Origin of the sequence: Streptomyces sp. NPDC053427 (assembly GCF_044544985.1) — a bacterium.
Taxonomy (GTDB): Bacteria; Actinomycetota; Actinomycetes; order Streptomycetales; family Streptomycetaceae; genus Streptomyces.
In genome coordinates this window covers 493010-513768 of record NZ_JBITYA010000002.1, presented here as the reverse complement: position 1 = coordinate 513768, position 20759 = coordinate 493010, and the positions used below count along the sequence as shown (strand labels likewise).

Sequence of the window (20759 nt, the reverse complement as noted above, 5' to 3'; positions counted from 1 at the left end):
TATCCCAAGGGGAGGGTGCATGCGCAAAACCTTCAGATGGCTGCTGTCGCTCGTCGTGCTCATAGGCACGGCAGGAGTCGGCGGAGCCTCGGCAGGAGCGGCCACCGCCGCCGAGCCGAAGAGCGCAACCGTCAAAGAGGACAAGGACATCAAGGACCGGATACTTGCGATTCCGGGGATGAGCCTTGTCGAGGAGAAGCCGGTCGACGGCTATCGCTATTTCGTCCTGAATTACACCCAGTGGACCGACCATCGGGACCACTCCAAGGGGACTTTCCAGCAGCGGCTGACTCTGCTGCACAAGTCGGTGGACCGCCCGACGGTCTTCTTCACCTCCGGCTACAACGTCAGCACCACGGCGACGCGCAGCGAGCCCACGAAAATCATCGACGGCAATCAAGTCTCGCTGGAATACCGTTACTTCACACCGTCGCGGCCGAAGCCCACGGACTGGAAAAAGCTGGACATCCGGCAGGCGGCCACCGATCAGCACCGTATTTTCACCGCGCTGCACCGCATTTACCGTAAGAACTGGATCGCCACCGGCGGCAGCAAGGGCGGCATGACCGCCACGTACTACCGCCGCTTCTTCCCGCACGACATGAACGGCACCGTCGCCTATGTCGCGCCCAATGACGTCAACAACGACGAGGACTCGGCGTACGACCGGTTCTTCACGACTGTCGGAACCGCGCAGTGCCGGGCCGACCTCGCCGCCATCGAGCGCGAGGCGCTGGTGCGGCGGGAGGAGATGGTCAAGCGGTTCGCGGCGTGGGCGGAGAAGGAGAAGCAGACCTTCACGACCGTCGGCAGCGCCGACCGGGCCTATGAAGTCATGGTCACGGACCTGGTGTTCGGGTTCTGGCAGTACCAGCCGGCCGAGACCGCCTGCCCCGCGGTGCCCAAGCCGACCGTCTCCACGGACGAGCTGTGGAAGTGGATGGACGAGGTCGGCGGCTTCGCCGGTTACACCGACCAGGGCATGGAGTCGTACACCCCGTACTACTACCAGGCGGGCACCCAGCTCGGAGAGCCCGGCTACGGCTACCCGCAGCTGAAGGATCTGCTGAAGTACCCGGGGATCAACAATTCCCGGACGTTCGTGCCGAAGGACATCCCGATGCGTTTCGACCGTCGCGCGATGCCCGATGTCGACCGCTGGGTGCGTCATCACGCCACGCGAATGATGTTCGTCAACGGCCAGTACGACCCGTGGAGTTCGGAGCACTTCCACCTCGGAAAGGGTGCCCGGGACTCCTACGTGTTCACCGTGCCCGGCGGCAATCACGGCTCGAACATCGCCAAGCTGAAGGACGCCGACCGGACCGAGGCCACCGCCGAACTCCTCGACTGGGCCGGCGTCCGCGCCCCGGGCGGCAAGCCCACCGCACTGGCCCCGTACGACAAGAAGCTGGACCGGCAGGAAATCCGCCGGATGCCGATGCTCCAGCCGTAACCGGGTAACCGGGTAACCGCGAACCCGCGAAAGCGGCACGGCTCACGGATCGGCGGTACGGATCGCCGGTACGGATCCGCAGTACGGAAAGGGCGCGCTCCCGCACGGGGGCGCGCCCTTTCCCTCTCGCCACATTCCTCTCGCCGTTTGCCTCTCGCCGTTTCGGTCAGCAGCGCATCAGTACGTCAGCCCATGCCCTATCGGGTACAGCGCCGTGCCCGGGGCATCCGCCCGCATCACCGGAACCGGAAGCTTCCCCGTCGGCTTCTGCCGGCCGGCGATGACCCGCGCCGCGGCCCGTAGCTCCACATCCGTCCAGGAATAGCTCGCCAGCGCCGCCTTGACGCCGTCCAGCTGCGCGATGTCGTACGGATTGCGGACCGCCAGCTGCACCACCGGCTTCCCGGTCTCCAGCAGCGCGGTGACCAGCTGCCGCTGGGGCGAGTCCGCGGTGACGTTGTAGGTGGCCACCACGGCCGCGTCCCGGTCGTGGAGCGCCGCCACCGCCTGGTCGATCAGCGTCTGCGGCGGCGTCAGCCCGGTGGAGAGCGCGGTGGCCGTGAAGCCGAGCCCCCCGAGGGCTTCTGTCAGCACCGTCGTCGGCGGCCCTCCGGTGCCCGACGGCGGCGCCGCGTCCACGCCCACCACCAGCACCTTGTTCTCGCGGAGCCGGGACAGCGGCAGCACGCCGCCCTCGTTGCGCAGGAGGGTGGTGGTGCGGTCCGCGATCCGGTCGGCGGATTCGAGATGACGGCGTATACCGACGACGCGGTCCACCTCCTCGTGCGTGGTGAACGGGTTGGTGAACAGCCCGCGCCGGTCCTTCAGCAGCAGGATGCGCAGCAGCTTGGCGTCGATGTCGGGCCAGGACAGCTCGCCCTCCTGCAGCGCCTTGAGGACGGCGCCGTGCGCGACGGAGAGGTCCGGCGGGTTGAGGAGCTGGTCGACGCCGGCCTTGAGGGCCAGAACCGGCGCGCGGGCGTCGCCGTATTTCACCCGTACGCCCTCCATGCCGAGCGAGTCCGTCACCACCACACCGTTGTAGCCGAGGCGTTCGCGCAGGATGCCGGTGAGGATCGGGCGGGAGAGCGTGGCCGGGTCCTCGCTGGCGTCGAAGGCGGGGACGACGATGTGCGCCGTCATGATCGAATCGATGCCGGCGGCGATCGCGGCCTTGAACGGGGGCGCATCCAGCCGCTCCCACTCCTCGGCGGTGTGGTGGATGTACGGCAGCCCGACATGGCTGTCGGTGTCGGTGTCGCCGTGCCCGGGGAAGTGCTTGGCGCAGGCCGCGACCCCGGCGCCCTGATAGCCCTTCACCTCCGCGGCGACCATCCGTGCCACGGCCTGCGGATCGGCGCCGAAGGAACGCACCCCGATGACCGGGTTGGCGGCATTGACGTTGACGTCCGCGTCCGGCGCGTAGTCCTGCCGGATGCCCATCGCATACAGCTCCTCGCCGGCGATCCGCGCCGCCGTACGGGCCTCGTCGCGGGAGCCGGCCGCGCCCAGCGCCATCGCCCCGGGAAAGAGCGTGGCGGGCGCGCCGATCCGGGCCACTATGCCGTGCTCCTGGTCCGTGGAGATCAGCAGCGGTACGGGCACGGGCTGGGCGGCGCCGGCCTTCTGGATGCCGTTGGAGAGGTCGGCGATCTGGTGCGGCTCGCGGGTGTTGTGCGCCCAGCCGAAGTAGATGATGCCGCCGACGTGGTACTTGGCGATCAGCTCGGCGGCGTTGGAGACCCCGATCTCCTGCTGGTTCGCGGCGGCATCGGCCGGGTCGGGATCGGTCGCGGAGTGCCCGTAGACGCGCATCACGAAGAGCTGGCCGACCTTTTCCTCCGGCGTCATACGGGAGATGAGCCGGCGCAGCCGGGTCTCGGTGGCGGGGGTGCCGGCGTCGGAGGCGGGCCGGCGCCCGGTTCCCGCCCCGGCGGCCCGGGCGGGGGCGGCGCCGGTGGCGCAGGCGGCGGACGCGGCCGCGGCGGTGGTCAGGACGGTACGTCTGGAGTGCATGTGCGCTCCTTCCGGAGGGCTTCCTCGGCGAAGTGAAGGAAACTTCCAAGGAGACACGGATAGCCGGAAAACTAGTGCCGGTCAATGACTGGGAATGTGGTGGCGCTCAGGGATTGCGGGGCGGCGGGGGATGTGTGAGGGGCGGGGACGGGGCGGCCGGGTGGGTGAGGGGCGGACGGCGCGGGGGCGTGCCGCGGCCGCGCGGCGGGCCCCGTCAGGGAGTCCGGTCGGCGTCGAGGAGCTCCTGGAGGTGGGCACGACCCGGCGCCAGGAGGGCGGGGAGCTCGGCTGCCCCGGGGTACCAGCGCTTTTCGTACTCCCAGCAGAGCCAGCCGCCAGGTCCGGAGCCGTTCCCGAGCGCGGCCAGGACGTCCGCGAGCGGCAGCTGCCCCGCACCGAGCGCCAGGGGAGTGGTGTCCTGGGCCGAGGCGACGTCCTTGACCTGGACATAGCCCAGATGCGGGGCGAGCGCGGCATGGGTGTCGGCGGGCCGCTCGCCGCCGAGCCAGCTGTGCAGCACGTCCCACAGCGCGCCGGCCCCGGGATGCCCCACGCGGTCCAGGATGCGGGCGGCGGCCGCGCCCGTACGGTGCGAGTCATGGGTCTCCAGCAGGACGCGGACGCCCCGGTCACCGGCGAGCGGCGCCACCGCGGCCAGCCGGCGCGCGGCATCCGCGTCCGCCGCGGCCGCCGGACGGTCGCCGCCACCGGGGAAGACCCGGACGTACCGCGCCCCCAGATCGGCGGCGAGCAGCACCAGCTCGGTCAGCTGCTGCGCCAGCTCCCCCTCGCCCGCCCCGTCCCGGGCGGCGGCGACCTGCGGATATCCGGCGACGGCCAGGATCGCGACCCCGGCGTCGGCGAACTGCCGCCGCACCGCGGCCCGTTCCCGCATCCCCAGCAGCGGATGCACCGGCTCCTCCGGATGCGCGCGCAGCTCCACGCCCTGATACCCGGCGCCGGCGGCCAGCCGCAGTACATCGGCCACCGGCATGCCCGGCACCCCCAGCGTCGAGAACGCGAACCGCACCGCCCCGCCCGGATCGCTCACCATGCCGCCTCCCAGCCGCCCCTCGCCGCCCACGCCGTCCCCGGCGCCACCGCACCGGACGCCGGTCCCGGCCTATCAGGTCCTGCCCGCGGCCGCGGGGTTCCGACGCGCCGACCGGCCCGGATCCGGCCCGCCGACGGACGTTTCAGCCGGCCCGCCGCGGCCACGGACGGCGCGGGTCCGTCGCGGCTCTGCTGCTTTGCGCGAAGCGCGGGGCTAAGCTCCGGCTCAGGCAGGGGGCGTGACCAGGACGCAGGGAGCAAGGATCCCATCCCGAGAGGGGCCCGACCGTGACACGCACGACCGTACGCATCGCCATGAACGGCGTGACCGGACGCATGGGTCACCGCCAGCATCTGGTCCGTTCCCTCCTCGCCCTGCGCGAACAGGGCGGCCTCGACCTCGGGGACGGGACGGTCATCTGGCCCGAACCGGTGCTCGTCGGCCGCTCCGCGCACAAGCTGCGGGCGCTGGCCGAACGCCACGGGCTGCGGGACTTCAGCTGCGACCTCGACACCGTGCTGTCCGACGACGGCATCGACCTCTACTTCGACGCCCAGGTCACCGCCGCCCGTGCCGAGGCGGTGAAGAAGGCCATCGCCGCCGGAAAGCATCTGTACGTCGAGAAGCCCACCGCAACCGGCCTGTCCGGCGCCCTGGAACTGGCCCGCACGGCCCGGGAGGCGGGCATCAAGCACGGCGTCGTCCAGGACAAGCTCTTCCTGCCCGGACTGCGCAAACTCCGCCGGCTGGTGGAGGGCGGCTTCTTCGGCCGCATCCTGTCCGTACGGGGCGAGTTCGGCTACTGGGTCTTCGAGGGCGACTGGCAGCGGGCGCAGCGGCCCTCCTGGAACTACCGCGCCGAGGACGGCGGAGGCATCGCGGCCGATATGTTCCCGCACTGGGAGTACGTCCTGCACGAGCTGTTCGGGCCGGTCAAAACCGTGCAGGCGCACATCACCACGCACATCCCGCGCCGCTGGGACGAGTCGGGCGCGCCCTACGCCGCCACCGCCGACGACGCCGCGTACGGCATCTTCGAGCTGGCCGGCGGGGTCGTCGCGCAGATCAACTCCTCCTGGGCGGTGCGGGTGCACCGCGACGAACTGGTCGAGTTCCAGGTGGACGGCACCGAGGGCTCGGCGGTCGCGGGCCTGCGCGGCTGCCGCGTCCAGCACCGCTCCGGCACCCCCAGACCGGTCTGGAACCCGGACCTCCCGGTGGACGGGCGCTTTCGCGAGCAGTGGCAGGAGGTACCCGACAACGGCGAGTTCGACAACGCCTTCAAGGCGCAGTGGGAGCTGTTCCTGCGGCATGTCGTACGCGACGAGCCCTGGCACTGGGACCTGGCGGCGGGCGCCCGGGGCGTCCAGCTCGCCGAACTCGGCCTGAAATCGTCGGCCGAGGGCCGCCGCCTGGACGTTCCGGAACTGGCCCTGTGAGGCCGGCCGCCGTCTCCCGTACGGTCTTCGCCGCCGCCCATGTGGTCCCCGACCCGCACGCCGACACCACCCCCGGCGGCCCGGCCGTCCTCGACTGGGACGCCACCCTCGCCTTCCGCCGCCATCTGTGGTCGCACGGTTTGGGGGTGGCCGAGGCGATGGACACCGCGCAGCGCGGCATGGGCCTGGACTGGCCGGCCGCCGCCGGGCTCATCCGCCGCTCCGCCGCCGAGGCGCGCGCCGTCGGCGGCCTCCTGGCCTGCGGTGTCGGCACCGACCAACTCCCGTCGCACGGCGCCTCGTTGCCGGACGTCCGGGCCGCCTACGAGGAACAGCTCGGGCTCGTCGAGGACGCCGGCGGGCGCCCCGTCCTGATGGCGTCCCGGCAGCTCGCCGCGGCCGCCACCGGCCCCGACGACTATCTGGAGCTCTACGGCCACCTGCTGCGCCAGGCCGCCGGACCGGTCATCCTGCACTGGCTGGGCCCGATGTTCGACCCGGCGCTGGAGGGCTACTGGGGCAGCGGCGACCTCGACGCCGCCACGGAGACGTTCCTGGAGATCGTCGCCGGGCACCCCGGCAAGGTGGACGGCGTCAAGGTCTCCCTCCTGGACGCCGGCCGGGAGGTGCGACTGCGCCGCCGCCTCCCCGAGTCGGTGCGCTGCTACACCGGCGACGACTTCCACTACCCCGAACTGATCGCGGGCGACGACCACGGCTTCAGCGACGCCCTGCTGGGCGTCTTCGACCCACTGGCACCTCTCGCCGCCGACGCCGTACGCCTCCTGGACGCCGGGGACCGGGCGGGCTTCCGGGCCGCCCTGGATCCGACCGTCGCCCTCTCCCGGCACCTCTTTGGCGCACCCACCCGCTACTACAAGACCGGCGTCGTCCTGCTGGCCTGGCTCGCCGGGCACCAGTCGCACTTCAGCATGGTCGGCGGCCTCCAGTCCGCCCGCTCGCTGCCGCATCTGCGGCGCGCCCACCAACTGGCCGACGGGCTCGGGTTGTTCCCCGACCGGGAACTCGCCGCCGCCCGGATGCGCAAGCTGCTCGCGGTGTACGGGGCGGAGGAGGCATGAGGGACGACAACATCCGCTCCCGCCCGCACCCCGGCGGCGACGGCCCGCCGTCCCGGCTGAGCCTCAATCAGGAGACCCTCAGGCAGTGGTCCCTGCCGGAGCTGGCGGACGGGTGTGCGCGGGCGGGCGTGCGGGGCGTGGGCCTGTGGCGCGCGCCGGTACAGGACTACGGGGTGGCGGCGGCCGCCCGGCTCGTACGGGATGCCGGGCTGGAGGTCACCAGCCTGTGCCGGGGCGGCTTCTTCACCGCCGAGGACCCCGGGGAGCGCGCGGCCGCCCTGAAGGACAACCGGGCCGCCATCGAGGAGGCCGCGACGCTCGGCACCGGCACCCTCGTCCTGGTCTCCGGCGGGCTGCCGCCCGGCAGCCGCGACCTGCCCGGCGCCCGGGAGCGGATCGCGGACGCGCTCGCGGAGTTGGCGCCCTACGCCGCGGAGCGGGGCGTGCGGCTGGCCGTCGAACCGCTGCACCCGATGTACGCGGCGGACCGCTGCGTGGTCTCCACGCTCGCCCAGGCCCTCGACCTCGCCGAGCGGTTCCCCGCCGACCGGGTGGGAGTGGTGGTGGACACCTACCACCTGTGGTGGGACGACACGGTCGGCGAGGGGATCGCCCGCGCGGGCGGCGACGGCGGGGGCGGGTCGCGGATCGCCGCCTTCCAGCTGGCCGACTGGGTCACCCCGCTGCCCGAAGGGGTCCTCCTGGGGCGCGGACAACTCGGCGACGGGTCGGTGGATCTGCGGTGGTTCCGCGAGCGCGTCGACGCGGCCGGCTACCGGGGGCCCATCGAGGTGGAGATCTTCAGCCCGGCCCTGTGGGAACGGGACGGGGCACAGGTGCTGGCCGAGATCGTGGAGCGCTTCGCGGCGCATGTGGAGTGACGCCGGGGCGCCCCGCACGGCGACACCTTCGGTAGCCGGGAAATAACGCAACGGAAGCGCAACCGTAGGCGGCCCACAGAGGTCATAGCAGGCGTCGGTCTCAACGGGGGAGGAATCCGGGGGGATCCGGAGGCCGGCGAGCAGGGGGGGAATCGAGGGGCCCGGCCATCAGGCGGGCCCCTCGATCGCATACCGGGGACCGGCCGGGCCGGACGCGTTGTCGGACCCCGGCGGTACGGTCGGGGCATGGTCAACGCATCAGTGGTGGAAGGGGTCCTCGAGCGGATCACCTACGCCAATGAGGAGAACGGCTACACGGTCGCGCGGGTCGACACCGGCCGCGGCGCGGGCGATCTCCTCACGGTGGTCGGGGCGTTGCTGGGCGCGCAGCCCGGGGAGTCGCTGCGGATGGAGGGGCGCTGGGGCTCCCATCCGCAGTACGGCAAGCAGTTCACCGTCGAGAACTACACCACCATCCTCCCGGCCACGATCCAGGGCATTCGCCGCTATCTGGGCTCCGGCCTGATCAAGGGCATCGGCCCGCGGATCGCCGACCGCATCGTCGAGCACTTCGGCACCGACACCCTGGACGTCATCGAGGAGAGTCCCGGGCGGCTGGTCGAGGTGCCGGGCCTGGGCCCCAAGCGGACGAAGATGATCGGCGCGGCGTGGGAGGAGCAGAAGGCCATCAAGGAAGTGATGGTCTTCCTCCAGGGCGTCGGCGTCTCGACGTCCATCGCGGTGCGGATCTACAAGAAGTACGGCGACGCCTCCATCTCCGTCGTCCGCAACGAGCCCTACCGCCTGGCCGCCGACGTCTGGGGCATCGGCTTCCTGACCGCCGACCGCATCGCGCAGTCGGTGGGCATCCCGCACGACAGCCCGGACCGGGTGAAGGCGGGCCTGCAGTACGCGTTGTCGCAGTCGACGGACCAGGGGCACTGCTTCCTGCCCGAGGAGCGGCTGATCGCGGACGCCGTCAAGCTGCTCCAGGTGGACACCGGCCTGGTCATCGACTGCCTGGGGGAGCTGGCCGAGGACCCCGAGGGAGTGGTGCGCGAGCAGGTCCCGGACAAGGACGGCGAGCCGGTCACCGCGGTCTATCTGGTGCCGTTCCACCGTGCGGAGATCTCGCTGGCCGGGCGGCTGACCCGGCTGCTGCGGACCGACGAGGACCGGATGACGGTGTTCGGGGACGTGGCCTGGGACAAGGCGCTGGCGTGGCTGGCCCGGCGTACGGGGGCCGAGCTGGCGCCGGAGCAGCAGGCGGCGGTGCGCCTGGCGCTGACGCGGAAGGTGGCGGTGCTGACCGGCGGGCCCGGCTGCGGCAAGTCCTTCACGGTCCGCTCCGTGGTGGAGCTGGCCCGCGCCAAGAAGGCCAAGGTGGTGCTGGCGGCGCCCACCGGCCGGGCGGCCAAGCGGCTCTCGGAGCTGACCGGGGCGGAGGCCTCCACGGTCCACCGCCTCCTGGAGCTCAAGCCCGGCGGGGACGCCGCCTATGACGCGGACCGGCCGCTGGACGCCGATCTGGTGGTCGTCGACGAGGCGTCGATGCTGGATCTGCTGCTGGCCAACAAGCTCGTCAAGGCGGTGCCGCCGGGCGCCCATCTGCTGCTGGTCGGGGACGTCGACCAGCTGCCGTCGGTGGGCGCGGGCGAGGTGCTGCGGGATCTGCTCGCCGAGCCGGGCCCGGTGCCGTCCGTGCGTCTGACCAGGATCTTCCGTCAGGCGCAGCAGTCGGGGGTGGTGACCAACGCACACCGCATCAACTCCGGCGTGCCGCCGCTGACGACCGGGCTGAAGGACTTCTTCCTGTTCGCCGAGGAGGACGGCGAGGAGGCCGCGCGGCTGACGGTGGACGTGGTGGCGCGGCGGATCCCGGCGAAGTTCGGCCTGGACCCCCGCCGGGATGTCCAGGTGCTCGCCCCGATGCACCGCGGCCCGGCCGGTGCGGGCGCCCTGAACGGCCTGCTCCAGCAGGCCGTCACCCCGGCCCGTCCCGATCTGCCCGAGCGCCGGTTCGGCGGCCGGGTCTTCCGGGTGGGCGACAAGGTCACCCAGATCAGGAACAACTACGACAAGGGCCTCAACGGCGTCTTCAACGGCACGGTGGGCGTGGTCACGGACCTGAACGTCGACGACCAGCGGCTGACCGTGCTCACCGACGAGGACGAGGAGGTCCCTTACGACTTCGATGAATTGGACGAATTGGCACACGCCTACGCCGTGACGATCCACCGCTCGCAGGGTAGTGAGTATCCAGCGGTGGTGATTCCGGTCACGACCGGAGCGTGGATGATGCTCCAGCGCAATCTGCTCTACACCGCCGTGACCCGGGCGAAACGCCTGGTGGTGCTGGTCGGCTCCCGGAAGGCTCTGGGGCAGGCCGTCCGCACCGTATCCGCCGGTCGGCGGTGTACCGCGCTCGATCACCGGCTCGCCGGTGCGATGTGAGGTCACCCCTCTTTCCCAATCGGGGCGAAGGGGAGCAGGATGGACAGAGTCGCGGCACTGAGTGCCGCGATAGGGCCCTATGGCCGACCCCGAGTGCACATCCAAGGTCCAAATGGGGGAAGGTATAGGCAGTCAGGGCACCTCGAAGAAGAGGCACAACGTCGGTGAGGGATGACGTGAGCGACAACTCTGTAGTACTGCGTTACGGGGACGGCGAATACAGCTACCCGGTCGTCGACAGCAGTGTCGGCGACAAGGGCTTCGACATCTCGAAGCTGCGCGCCCAGACCGGTCTGGTGACCCTGGATTCCGGTTACGGCAACACCGCGGCATACAAATCCGCGATCACCTATCTCGATGGTGAACAGGGAATTCTTCGTTACCGTGGGTATCCGATCGAGCAGCTCGCAGAGCGCAGCACGTTCGTCGAGACCGCGTATCTTCTGATCAACGGTGAGCTGCCCACCGTCGATGAGCTGGCGGGCTTCAAGCAGGACATCACCTATCACACCCTGCTCCACGAGGACGTGAAGCGCTTCTACGACGGCTTCCCCCGGGACGCCCACCCGATGGCGATGCTGTCGTCGGTCGTCAGCGCGCTGTCGACCTTCTACCAGGACAGCCACAACCCGTTCGACGAGAAGCAGCGCCATATCTCCACGATCCGGCTGCTGGCCAAGCTTCCGACGATTGCGGCGTACGCCTACAAGAAGTCGGTCGGCCACCCGGTCGTCTACCCGAGCAACGACCTCGGGTACGTCGAGAACTTCCTGCGGATGACCTTCTCGGTGCCCGCCGCCGACTACGACCTGGACCCGGTCGTCGTCAGCGCCCTGGACAAGCTGCTGATCCTGCACGCGGACCACGAGCAGAACTGCTCGACCTCCACCGTGCGCCTGGTCGGCTCCTCGCAGGCGAACCTCTTCGCCTCGATCTCGGCCGGCATCAACGCGCTGTGGGGCCCCCTGCACGGCGGCGCCAACCAGTCCGTGCTGGAGATGCTCGAGGGCATTCAGCGCGACGGCGGCGACGTCGACTCCTTCATCCGCAAGGTGAAGAACAAGGAAGACGGCGTGAAGCTCATGGGCTTCGGGCACCGCGTCTACAAGAACTTCGACCCCCGGGCAAAGATCATCAAGGCGGCGGCGCACGACGTCCTCTCGGCGCTGGGCAAGTCCGACGAGCTGCTGGACATCGCCCTCAAGCTGGAGGAGCACGCGCTCTCCGACGACTACTTCGTCTCGCGCAAGCTCTACCCGAACGTCGACTTCTACACAGGTCTGATCTACCGGGCCATGGGCTTCCCGACCGAGATGTTCACGGTGCTCTTCGCGCTCGGCCGGCTGCCCGGCTGGATCGCCCAGTGGCACGAGATGATCAAGGAGCCCGGCTCCCGCATCGGCCGCCCGCGGCAGATCTACACCGGCGTCGTCGAGCGCGACTTCGTGCCGGTCGAGGAGCGCTGACGGTCGCGCCCTGACGGCAGGCCGCTGAGCGCCGCGACGGCCGCTGAGCGCAGAAAGAAAGCGCCCCGCCTCCGGATCCCCCCACGGGTCCAGAGCGCGGGGCGCTTCCCATGTCCCGGTTGGATTCCCCCCACGGGATCCGTCCGGGCGTTCCGGGTAGCACCGCGATCTGCCGGGACGCGCACATTCGGGAGGGCCGCTCAAAGCTCCCCGGGCGCGTCGCCCCGGCCACGCGTAGCCGGGCACGATCCCCCAAGATCAGCACGGCTGGTGCAGTGCAAGCGCCGCCGGGGTGCTTGCACCGCACGGTTAGACTCACGACCCCCCTCAATGGTTACGTTCCCATGAGTGTGATCTGGGTCTCTTGCCATAAAGGACGAATGCGGTCAAGAGGAACGAGTTGCGGATCGACGCTCTCGCGTATGGGTGTTGTGCCAGTTGTGAGAGCTATGTGAAGGTTCGCGCAGTAGGGCGTCGATGACCGCAAAGGTCGATGGTGAAGGGCGTTGCGGCACCCGTGATCATCGGGCTCGGCGGGCCGGCCGCCGACGGGGTGCAGGCCGCAGCGCCGTCAGCCGTCCTGCGGCCCGCACGGCGCACAGGCGCAGGCCGTCCCGCCGATCGCGAGCGCGGCCTGCGCCTGTGCGCCGGAACCGGTCATGAGGGTCAGGCCTGGCCCACGAGTTCGTAGCCGGCCTCGTCGACGGCCGCGCGCACGGCCTCGTCGTCGAGGGGGGCGGCGGAGGTGACGGTCACCAGTCCGGTGGCGGCGACCGCCTGCACCGAACTCACCCCCGCGATCTCGCCGATCTCGGACGAGACGGCACCTTCGCAGTGGCCACAGGTCATGCCGGTGACCTTGTACGTGGTGGTCACCTCGCCGGCCCGGGCGGCATCGGCCCCCGAGTGGCAGGAGCCCTCGGGGCTGCAGCAGGAGCCGTTCGTCGCCGTGGCGGAAGCGTCGGAGGTGGCAGACGTGGCAGTCATGGGTTTCTCCTCGTGGTGCCGGTATGTGCCGTGCGTTCTGTATGCGCCGTCTGTGCGAGCTGTGGATTCCGTGCGTCACGCAGGGTGGTGCCGAAATGCCGGGAGGGGCGCCGATGACGGCCGGCGCCTCCCCATGTCGTCACTCTATACCCCTAGGGGGTATCAATCCAGCCTCGGCGCGCCACGCGTTGCCGTGCGCCCCGCCACGCGTCAGCCTTGGGGGTACGGACTCGGGGCGGATCCGAGGAGGCGGCCGCATGGATGTATTCGCCTACGGCCTGCTGGCGCTCACCACCTTGCCACCGCTGGTCCCCAATTCCGCGCTGCTTGTCACGGCCGGAGTACTCGCTGCCCAGGGCGATGCGTTCCTGCCCCTGATCCTGCTGGTCGTCGCGGGCAGCGCGCTGCTGGGGGACGTCCTGATGTACCTCGTCGCGCGACGGTTCGGCGGGCCCGTACGGACCTGGATGCAGCGCCGCCCGCGCCGCCGGGCGCTGCTGGAGTGGACCTCCGCCCATATCCAGCGCTACGGCCTGCCCTTCCTGATCGGCGTACGGTTCCTGCCCAGCGGACGGGTCGCCGGCGCGCTGGCGTCCGGAGTCCTGCGCTACCCCCGGCGCACCTACGTGATCGGCGCAGCCTGCTCCGAGGTGCTGTGGGCGACCTACTCGGTCGGCCTCGGCTACATGGGCAGCGCCGCCGCGGGCGACCCGCTCTACGCCGCGGGCATCGGCATCGGCGTCTCCTGCGCGGTCGCCGCGGCGGGCGCGGGCATCCAGTGGGCCGCCCGCCGCCGCGCCCTGCGGTTCCCGGAACGCGGTGGCGGCGGGGCGGTGCGGGGCGCCGGGGAGGGTGAAGGAGGCGCGAACGGGCCGGCCGGGCACGGTCGCCGGAGCATCCCAACGACCGCACCGGCCAAGGACGTTGGCGCGTCCGAAGGGCGCGGTGGCGGCACCCGCAGCCCGCTGTCCTAGTGGCGGCCGATTGTCAGTGGCAGGTCCTACCGTTGACTGCATGACGAGGGGAACAGGCGCACCGCGGGTGCGGATCGAGGAGTGGACGGCGGACGACATCGACCTGCTGCACAGGCTCAACACGCCGGAGATGACCGAGCACCTCGGCGGCCCGGAGACCGAGGCGCAGCTGGCCGCCCGGCACGGGCGCTATCTCGGGCTCGACGGGACGGGGCAGATGTTCCGGGTGGTGCTGACGACGGGGGACGGGGCGACGGGGGACGAGACGGACGGCGACGAGCCGGGAGACTGCTCCGGGGAGACGGTGGTGGGGTCGGTCGGCTACTGGGAGCTCACCTGGCGAGGCGCGCGGGCGTACGAGACGGGGTGGGGCGTGCTGCCGGAGTTCCAGGGGCGGGGCATCGCGGCGGCCGCGGCGCGGGCCGTCATAGCCGCGGCCCGGACCGGCGGGCGGCACCGGTATCTGCATGCCTTCCCCTCGGTGGAGCACCACGCGTCCAACGCCGTGTGCCGGAAGGCGGGATTCGGCTTCCGTCAGGAGTGCGAAATCGAGTACCCCAAGGGGCACCGGATGCGGGCCAACAACTGGCGGGTGGAGCTGACCCGGTGAGCCGATGACGGGGGCGCCCGGGGATACGGTCCCGGGGATGCGGGGCGCGGGGCCACGGGCGCACCCACGGGCGCGACAGCCCGGAAGCCGAAGGAGCCGTCGAGCCGCCGACTCCCTCACCGCACAAGCAGAGGGAGACTGGAAAGGGCGGTGAAGGCCGGCACCAGCCGTTCGAAGAAGACCGGGTCGATGCGGTGCACGCACGCGCGCCCGAGGAGGGCGCCGACGAGTACCACCAGGGCGAGCGCCGCATCCAGCGCCAGGGCGCGCGGCGTGATCAGTCCCAGCGCGAGGCTGAACGGCAGCTTGAAGAGATTGACGATCAGAAAGAACCAGGCCCGGTCCCCAGGAACCCGAGCAGGGAGAAACCGGAGGCGAGCAGAGAGAGGGGCATGGCCGGGCCGCCGGCGTTGGCGACCATGGTGGCGAAACCGGCGATCAGTCCAAAGACCACTGCCCGTACAGGCCCCTGGCGGCGGGCGGGCGCGGCCGTCTTCACGCCTGCCGTCCGCCCTCCGCCGGCCCGACCGCGCGCCGCTCCCGCGCCCGCCGCCACAGGTGATGCAGCACGACCGTCAGCAGCAGCGCACCGATGGTGCGGCGGACGACGGCATCGTCAGTGCGGGCGATGAAGGCGACGCCGAGCGCGACGCCGACCGCGACCGAGGGCAACAGCCGCAGCAGAGTGCGCCGGTCGGCATGCCGGCGGGAGGCGCGGACCGCCACCGCATCGCCGACGAGGAGCAGCGGCAGCAGCGCGCCGGTGGACTCCTTGGCGGGCAGTACGGCGGCGAACAGCGCGACGCCGACCGCTCCCACGCCGCTGATGGCGGTCTTGGAGAACCCCACCAGCAGCGCGGCGAGCGCCGGCACCCCCAGGCCTATGAGCCCGGGACCGGTCACGCGCCCGGCGCCGCAGCGCCGCTGCCGCCCGCGGCCGGGCCGTCGACGGCGGCGGCGCGGACGTCCGCGACGGCGACCGGCTCGCCGGTCCGGCGGGAACGGTCGCACGCCTCGGCGACATACAGCGCCTCCAGCGCCTCGGCGGGCGAGCACGGGTTCGCCGCCCGGCCCGCCGCGACCTCGGCGAAAACGCCCAGCTCGGCGACGTACGCGTCGTGGAAGCGCTCCATGAACGTGGCGTACGGGGCGGCCGACCGCTGCCACGACAGCTTCGCCTCCGCCGACGGCAGCGGCGCGCGGTCGTCCAGGCCCACGAAGCGGGCGCTTTCGGAGCCGCAGACCTCCAGCCGGACGTCGTGGCCCGCACCGTTGTAGCGGGTCGCGGTGACGGTGGCCAGGGTGTCGTCGTCGAACCGCAGCAGCGCCGCACAGGTGTCGACGTCATCGCCGTCGGCGAAGAAGGACGCACCGCGATTGGACCCCTGGGCGTAGACCGAGACCACCTCGCGGCCGGTCAGCCAGCGCAGGATGTCGAAGTCATGGATGCTGCAGTCCCGGAACAGCCCGCCGGAGGTGGGGATATAGCCGGCCGGCGGCGGCGACTGGTCGCTGGTGCAGGCGCGCAGGGTGTGCAGCCAGCCCAGCTCGCCGGAGCGCAGCGCCTCCCGGGCGGCGCGGTAGCCCGCGTCGAAGCGGCGCTGGAAACCCATCTGCACGGGCACCGTGCCGGCCTGCGCCCGCTCCACCACGCCGACGGTGCCGGGAACGTCCGGAGCCACCGGCTTCTCGCAGAACACCGGCACCCCCGCGTCCAGCGCCTGATGGATGAGCGCGGCATGCGCACTGGTCGCGGCGGTGATCACCACGCCGTCCAGCCCCTCGGCGTACAGCTCCTCGATGCCCGCGGCGGCCCGTACGCCGAGCGACGTCGCCAGCGAGGAGGCGCGCGCGGTATCCACATCCGCGACCACGAGGTCGGTGACGCCCGGGACGTTCCGGAGGGTCGTGGCGTGGAACGCGCCGATGCGCCCGGTGCCGATCAGCCCGATTTTCATGCGTCGGTTCCTTTCCAGGAGCTTGCAGGAGGCAGGGGTTTCGAGGGGAGTCGGGGGAGGACCAGGGGAGGGGGGATGCAGGGAGTTCGAGGTGAGGGCCACCGAGGCGACGGGCATCGGAGGGCAGGGAGGCATGGGAGGCGATGAAAATTGGAACGGTCCAACTCCCGACTTCCCCGGCACCCTGCAGGTCCGGATGTCCGCATGTCAACCCTTGCGCGCGGCAGTAATGGGGCGACGTGAGGCCGAGCGTTGACGCCCAGGTGGCCCGATGGAAGGATTCCGTCCATGGAACGGTCCAATCAGAGACCCGCGGACCGGCCTCCGACGATCCGCGGCGTGGCCGAGCGCGCCGGCGTCTCCAAATCGCTGGTCTCCCTCGTCCTGCAGGGCTCGCCGCGGGTCAGCGACGCCAAGCGGCAGGCCGTACTCGAGGCGATCGAGGAGCTCGGCTACCGCCCCAACGCCGCCGCCCGCAGCCTGGTGGCGCGCCGTACCCACACCGTGGGCGTCCTGCTGAACGACATGCGCAACCCCTGGTTCGTCGAGCTGCTGGACGGCCTGAACTCCGTACTGCACGCCCATGGCCTGCGCATGCTGATGGCCGACGGCAGACTGGGCCGCCGTACCGGCGAGGACTTCACCCGCGCGTTCCTGGAGCTGCGGGTGGACGGGCTGGTCGCGGTGGGCACGCTGCCCGACACCGCCGCACTCGCCGAGGTCGCGGAGCGGCTGCCGACCGTCGTCGCGGGCAGCCACGATCCGCGGCTGCCCCGGGTGGACACCGTCGCCAACGACGACGAGCGCGGCGCCCGGCTCGCCACCGAGCACCTCATCGGGCTCGGCCACCGCCGGATCGCCCATATCGCCGGCCGCGGCAGCGTCGGTGAGCTGCGACGACGCGGCTTCGAGGCAACGATGCGGGCGCACGGGCTCGGCGCCGGGATGACGGTCGAGCCGAGCGACGCCACCGAGGAGGGCGGCTACCGGGCGGCCGTCCGTTTGCTCAGCGGACAGCCGGGTGCAGGCGCGGGTGCAGGTACGGGCGGGGGCGGGCGCCGCGAACGCCCCACCGCCGTCTTCGCGTTCAACGACATCTCCGCCGTCGGCGTGCTGTCGGCCGCGCAGGAGCTGGGCCTCGAGGTGCCCGGAGACCTCTCCCTCATCGGCTGCGACAACACCTACCTCGCCCGCATCCGGCACCTGTGGCTGAGCACCGTCAACAACGCCAGTTACGACGTCGGACGCCGGGCCGCGCAGTGCCTGCTGGACCGTATGGAGCGCCCCGACCGGCCCGCCGACCGCCGGCTGGTGGTTCCCTCGCTGGAGATCCGCGGCTCCGCGGCACCCCTCCGCCAGTAGCTGTCAGCAGCCGTCCACCCGGTGCCGCAGGCTCCGGCTCCCGGCGGCGGGTACGCGCTCAGCCCCGCAGCTCGCGGTCGACCGCCCGCAGGAAGGTGAGCAGCATGCCGTTCAACGGCGTGGCGATGCCGTGCCGTTCACCGGCCCGGACGACCGCGCCGGTGATGTACTCGTGCTCCAGGGGACGGCCCGCGAGGCGGTCGTAGAGCATCGAGGAGCCGCCGTCGGGTGGTGCCATGGCGTACAGGTCCAGGGTGTGGGCGATGTCCGCCTCGCCGATGTCGGCACCCTCGGCGCACGCCACCGCGGCCGCCTCGCGCAGCAGGTCGCGGGCCAGCGCGGCCATCTCCGGGTCGGCGAAGACGCCGATGCGCTGCTGGAGCAGCGTGGTGATCGGGTTGGCCGCAAGGTTCACGAGCAGCTTGCGCCAGGCGTCCGTGGTGAAGTCACCGACCGACCGCACCGTCAGTTCGCTGTCCGCCAGCAGGGCCGCGAACCGGTCGGCCAACGGCCCCTCGGGCACGTGCAGTTCACTGGCGACGTGATGCCGGATCCGGCCGGGCCCGGTGCGCTCCGCGGACATGTACGCCAGGACGGGCAGGATTTCCGTGCCGTCCGGCGCGTACGGCGCGACCCGCTCACGGTGACCGACGCCGTTCTGCAGCACCGCGACGGCCGTACCGGGGCCGCACAGCCGCCGCAGCCAGCCCTCGGCGCCCGCCGTGTCCTGCGCCTTGGTGGTCAGCAGCACCCAGTCGACGGGCGTGACCTGCGCGGGCTCGGTGGCAATCCGTACCGGGGCGGTGCGCGTCTCCCCGCCGCTCTCGACGGTGAGGACGTCCAGGGGGGTGCGTACGCACACGGTGACGTCGAGGCCGGCCCACCGGGCGAGGGCGGCGGTGTAGCCGCCGATCGCACCGGCGCCGATCACCGCGATCCGGGCGGGGGAGGGGCCTTGCGGATCCTGCGCTATCGGGCGGGTCATCCCCTGATCGTAGGCCCCGCGCCGGCGGGGCCCACGAGCCGCGGATCCGTGTCGGACCCGCCGTCACCACAGGTGGTGGCAGGGGCGGTTCACTCCGCCCGTTCGCGCCGGCCCCGGTGACCGGGCCGGCGCGCCACCCAGGCTCTGACCGTATCGGCGAACCAGTAGGGCTTGCCGCCCTCCACCAGGTCCGGCTCCGGCAGCAGTCCGTGCTTGCGGTACGAGCGCACGGTGTCCGGCTGCACCTGGATATGTGCGGCGATCTCCTTGTACGACCAGAGCCTTCGGTCGGTCATCTCTGCGCACCTCCTTGGCGCCGTCTGCAGGGTCGGCCCGGAAGCCGGCGGGGGCTGCGTACGGCTTGACGGCTACTCAGCCTGTGCCCGGTCAACGACAGCCAGTGAGCGGCGGGGAGGGCCTGTTGATCGGCTGTGACGGAAGACCCGCGTAACGGTGACAGCCGTGACGGTGACGGAACGGCTGTGACGGAAGGGTGGTGAGGCGGCAAGGGCGGCGCGGCGCAGCGGCGGTTCGCCGGCGGGCACTGCACCTGCGACATGCGGGCGCCGCGCCGACCGCGGACGGTGTTCGGCCGCGGATGCCGGACCGGTGAGCAGCCCGGCGATCAGCGGGCCGTCGCCGCCCGCCGCAGCTCCGTCTCCAGATCCTCCAGTGCCAGCCCCTTGGTCTCCGGCGCGTACCGCTTGCAGAAGAGCAGGGACAGTACGCACATCACCCCGAAGAACCAGAACGTGGTGCCCGCGCCGATCGCATCGAGCAGTACCGGAAAGGCCAGCGCGACCGCGAAATTGACCAGCCACATCGCGAACACCGCGGTGCCCATGGCCAGTCCGCGGACCCTGAGCGGGAACATTTCGGCAAGCAGCAGCCAGACGCCGGTGTTCAAGGTGGCCTGCATGAAGGCCATGTAGAGGACCATCAGGCCGAGGACGAGAAAGCTGACGGCGGGGGAGTGGGGGAGGTGGAAGGCCGCGCCGAGCAGGGCGAGCGCCAGCGCCATGCCGGCCAGGCCGGAGATCAGCAGGGGGCGGCGGCCGACCCGGTCGATCAGGGACATGCCGAGGGCGGTGGCGAGCACGGAGATCGCGCCGATGGCGATGGTGGCGGTGATCGCGGCGTCGGTGCCCAGGCCGGTGGCGGCGAGGATCTTGGGCGCGAAGTAGATGACGGCGTTGACGCCGGTGATCTGCTGGACGATCGCCAGCCCGACGCCGACCAGGAGGAGCCGCCGCACCCAGGGGGTGCGCAGTTCCTGCCAGGCGCCCCGCCGGACATCGGCCTCCAGGCTGCGGGCGTGGTCGATACGGGCCAGCTCGGCGTCGATGTCGTCGGCGGGCAGCGTACGGCGCAGCACCTCGGCCGCCCGGTCCCGCCGCCCCTTGCTGAGATACCAGCGCGGGGTGTCCGGCAGGAAGAACAGACCGGCGAACAGGGCCACCGCGGGCAGCGCGGCCAGGCCCAGCATCCAGCGCCAGGCCTCCCAGTGGGCGAGGACGGCGTTGACGAGGTAGGCGAGCAGCTGGCCGCTGACGATCATCAGGGAGTTGAACGAGACCAGCCGGCCGCGGATGGCCGGCGGCGCGATCTCCGACAGATACAGCGGGGTGATGACCGAAGCGCTGCCGACGGCCAGGCCCAGGACGAAGCGGGCCACGACCATGACGGGCACGGTGGGGGCGAGCGCGACGGCCAGCGCCCCGCCGATGAACACCGCGCCCGCCCACAGCAGGGAGTTGCGCCGCCCGAGCGCGTCGGACATCCGGCCGCCGGCCAGCGACCCGAAGGCGGCGCCGATCAGCAGCGCGCTGGTGATGACGCCCTCGCTCAGGGAGCTGAGGCCGAAGTGCCGCTCCATGAAGGGAAGGGCGCCGGAGACGACTCCGGTGTCGTAGCCGAAGAGGGCGCCGCCGAGGGCGGCTATGGCAGCGATGCCGACGAGGAAGCGTTGGGCGGTGCGGGCCGGGGCGCTTGCGCGCGGCCCGGCGGACGCCGCCTGGTGGGTCGGGGTCGTCAT

General features: G+C 71.7%; 16 protein-coding genes and 1 pseudogene. 9 read left to right on the top strand and 8 right to left on the bottom strand.

Annotation, left to right across the window (positions count from 1 at the left end; all coding sequences use genetic code 11):
- Positions 1-19: 19 nt before the first annotated feature.
- The gene (locus ACIGWZ_RS06965) at positions 20-1456 is read left to right on the top strand and encodes a S28 family serine protease (RefSeq protein ID WP_400061605.1); all 1437 of its coding nucleotides are present in this window, start codon (positions 20-22) and stop codon (positions 1454-1456) included.
- 177 nt (positions 1457-1633) lie between these two features.
- Here the strand turns inward: ACIGWZ_RS06965 and ACIGWZ_RS06960 are convergent, their stop codons facing one another.
- Positions 1634-3472 (bottom strand): glycoside hydrolase family 3 protein, encoded by a 1839-nt coding sequence (locus tag ACIGWZ_RS06960; RefSeq protein WP_400061604.1) that lies wholly within the window; start codon positions 3470-3472, stop codon positions 1634-1636.
- A 214-nt stretch (positions 3473-3686) separates the two neighbouring features.
- Complete coding sequence (locus tag ACIGWZ_RS06955; RefSeq protein ID WP_400061602.1) at positions 3687-4526, bottom strand: sugar phosphate isomerase/epimerase family protein; 840 nt, start codon at positions 4524-4526, stop codon at positions 3687-3689.
- Positions 4527-4813: 287 nt separating this feature from the next.
- On the opposite strand from ACIGWZ_RS06955, the gene ACIGWZ_RS06950 reads away from it, so the two are divergent.
- The 5 genes from ACIGWZ_RS06950 (at position 4814) to ACIGWZ_RS06930 (ending at position 11848) form a co-directional block, all read left to right on the top strand.
- Positions 4814-5965, top strand: coding sequence for a Gfo/Idh/MocA family protein (locus tag ACIGWZ_RS06950; RefSeq protein ID WP_400061600.1), 1152 nt, complete (start codon positions 4814-4816; stop codon positions 5963-5965).
- The gene (locus ACIGWZ_RS06945; RefSeq protein WP_400061598.1) at positions 5962-7047 is read left to right on the top strand and encodes a dihydrodipicolinate synthase family protein; all 1086 of its coding nucleotides are present in this window, start codon (positions 5962-5964) and stop codon (positions 7045-7047) included. Before ACIGWZ_RS06950 ends, ACIGWZ_RS06945 begins: the two co-directional genes overlap by 4 nt.
- Positions 7044-7928, top strand: coding sequence for a sugar phosphate isomerase/epimerase family protein (locus ACIGWZ_RS06940; protein WP_400061596.1), 885 nt, complete (start codon positions 7044-7046; stop codon positions 7926-7928). The genes ACIGWZ_RS06945 and ACIGWZ_RS06940 overlap by 4 nt, the downstream gene beginning before the upstream one ends.
- Positions 7929-8174: 246 nt before the next feature.
- Positions 8175-10382 carry an ATP-dependent RecD-like DNA helicase gene (locus tag ACIGWZ_RS06935; protein ID WP_400061594.1) on the top strand — a complete coding sequence of 736 codons (2208 nt, stop codon included), beginning with the start codon at positions 8175-8177 and terminating at the stop codon, positions 10380-10382.
- A gap of 176 nt (positions 10383-10558) precedes the next feature.
- Positions 10559-11848, top strand: a complete 1290-nt coding sequence (locus ACIGWZ_RS06930; protein ID WP_400061592.1) for a citrate synthase — start codon at positions 10559-10561, stop codon at positions 11846-11848.
- Between the two features lie 666 nt (positions 11849-12514).
- Here ACIGWZ_RS06930 and ACIGWZ_RS06925 read toward each other — a convergent pair.
- On the bottom strand, positions 12515-12835 hold the full coding sequence (locus ACIGWZ_RS06925; protein WP_400061590.1) for a heavy-metal-associated domain-containing protein: 321 nt from the start codon (positions 12833-12835) through the stop codon (positions 12515-12517).
- Positions 12836-13092: 257 nt separating this feature from the next.
- On the opposite strand from ACIGWZ_RS06925, the gene ACIGWZ_RS06920 reads away from it, so the two are divergent.
- Complete coding sequence (locus ACIGWZ_RS06920) at positions 13093-13809, top strand: DedA family protein (protein WP_400061588.1); 717 nt, start codon at positions 13093-13095, stop codon at positions 13807-13809.
- Positions 13810-13849: 40 nt separating this feature from the next.
- Positions 13850-14419 carry a GNAT family N-acetyltransferase gene (locus ACIGWZ_RS06915; protein WP_400061586.1) on the top strand — a complete coding sequence of 190 codons (570 nt, stop codon included), beginning with the start codon at positions 13850-13852 and terminating at the stop codon, positions 14417-14419.
- A 116-nt stretch (positions 14420-14535) separates the two neighbouring features.
- Here ACIGWZ_RS06915 and ACIGWZ_RS06910 read toward each other — a convergent pair.
- Together ACIGWZ_RS06910 and ACIGWZ_RS06905 are read right to left on the bottom strand one after the other, a co-directional pair.
- A pseudogene (locus tag ACIGWZ_RS06910) lies at positions 14536-15322 on the bottom strand (TSUP family transporter).
- Positions 15319-16377, bottom strand: a complete 1059-nt coding sequence (locus ACIGWZ_RS06905) for a Gfo/Idh/MocA family oxidoreductase (protein ID WP_400061583.1) — start codon at positions 16375-16377, stop codon at positions 15319-15321. The pseudogene ACIGWZ_RS06910 and the gene ACIGWZ_RS06905 overlap by 4 nt, the downstream one beginning before the upstream one ends.
- A 288-nt stretch (positions 16378-16665) precedes the next feature.
- Here ACIGWZ_RS06905 and ACIGWZ_RS06900 point away from each other — a divergent pair, with 288 nt between their 5' ends.
- On the top strand, positions 16666-17739 hold the full coding sequence (locus ACIGWZ_RS06900; protein ID WP_400061581.1) for a LacI family DNA-binding transcriptional regulator: 1074 nt from the start codon (positions 16666-16668) through the stop codon (positions 17737-17739).
- 58 nt (positions 17740-17797) lie between these two features.
- On the opposite strand, the gene ACIGWZ_RS06895 is transcribed toward ACIGWZ_RS06900, so the two are convergent.
- The 3 genes from ACIGWZ_RS06895 to ACIGWZ_RS06885 form a co-directional block, all read right to left on the bottom strand.
- Positions 17798-18724: a 2-dehydropantoate 2-reductase gene (locus tag ACIGWZ_RS06895; protein ID WP_400061579.1), complete on the bottom strand. Its 927-nt coding sequence runs from the start codon at positions 18722-18724 to the stop codon at positions 17798-17800.
- An 89-nt stretch (positions 18725-18813) separates the two neighbouring features.
- Positions 18814-19020, bottom strand: a complete 207-nt coding sequence (locus ACIGWZ_RS06890; RefSeq protein ID WP_400061577.1) for a helix-turn-helix transcriptional regulator — start codon at positions 19018-19020, stop codon at positions 18814-18816.
- Positions 19021-19349: 329 nt separating this feature from the next.
- Positions 19350-20759 carry a sugar porter family MFS transporter gene (locus tag ACIGWZ_RS06885; protein WP_400061575.1) on the bottom strand — a complete coding sequence of 470 codons (1410 nt, stop codon included), beginning with the start codon at positions 20757-20759 and terminating at the stop codon, positions 19350-19352.

Coding starts and splice junctions, on each gene's coding strand:
- ACIGWZ_RS06895 (WP_400061579.1), bottom strand. CDS start 18,724: ATGACCCGCCCGATAGCGCAGGATCCGCAAGGCCCCTCCCCCGCCCGG.
- ACIGWZ_RS06935 (WP_400061594.1), top strand. CDS start 8,175: ATGGTCAACGCATCAGTGGTGGAAGGGGTCCTCGAGCGGATCACCTAC.
- ACIGWZ_RS06920 (WP_400061588.1), top strand. CDS start 13,093: ATGGATGTATTCGCCTACGGCCTGCTGGCGCTCACCACCTTGCCACCG.
- ACIGWZ_RS06960 (WP_400061604.1), bottom strand. CDS start 3,472: ATGCACTCCAGACGTACCGTCCTGACCACCGCCGCGGCCGCGTCCGCC.
- ACIGWZ_RS06965 (WP_400061605.1), top strand. CDS start 20: ATGCGCAAAACCTTCAGATGGCTGCTGTCGCTCGTCGTGCTCATAGGC.
- ACIGWZ_RS06885 (WP_400061575.1), bottom strand. CDS start 20,759: ATGACGACCCCGACCCACCAGGCGGCGTCCGCCGGGCCGCGCGCAAGC.
- ACIGWZ_RS06905 (WP_400061583.1), bottom strand. CDS start 16,377: ATGAAAATCGGGCTGATCGGCACCGGGCGCATCGGCGCGTTCCACGCC.
- ACIGWZ_RS06925 (WP_400061590.1), bottom strand. CDS start 12,835: ATGACTGCCACGTCTGCCACCTCCGACGCTTCCGCCACGGCGACGAAC.
- ACIGWZ_RS06890 (WP_400061577.1), bottom strand. CDS start 19,020: ATGACCGACCGAAGGCTCTGGTCGTACAAGGAGATCGCCGCACATATC.
- ACIGWZ_RS06900 (WP_400061581.1), top strand. CDS start 16,666: ATGGAACGGTCCAATCAGAGACCCGCGGACCGGCCTCCGACGATCCGC.
- ACIGWZ_RS06955 (WP_400061602.1), bottom strand. CDS start 4,526: ATGGTGAGCGATCCGGGCGGGGCGGTGCGGTTCGCGTTCTCGACGCTG.
- ACIGWZ_RS06915 (WP_400061586.1), top strand. CDS start 13,850: ATGACGAGGGGAACAGGCGCACCGCGGGTGCGGATCGAGGAGTGGACG.
- ACIGWZ_RS06940 (WP_400061596.1), top strand. CDS start 7,044: ATGAGGGACGACAACATCCGCTCCCGCCCGCACCCCGGCGGCGACGGC.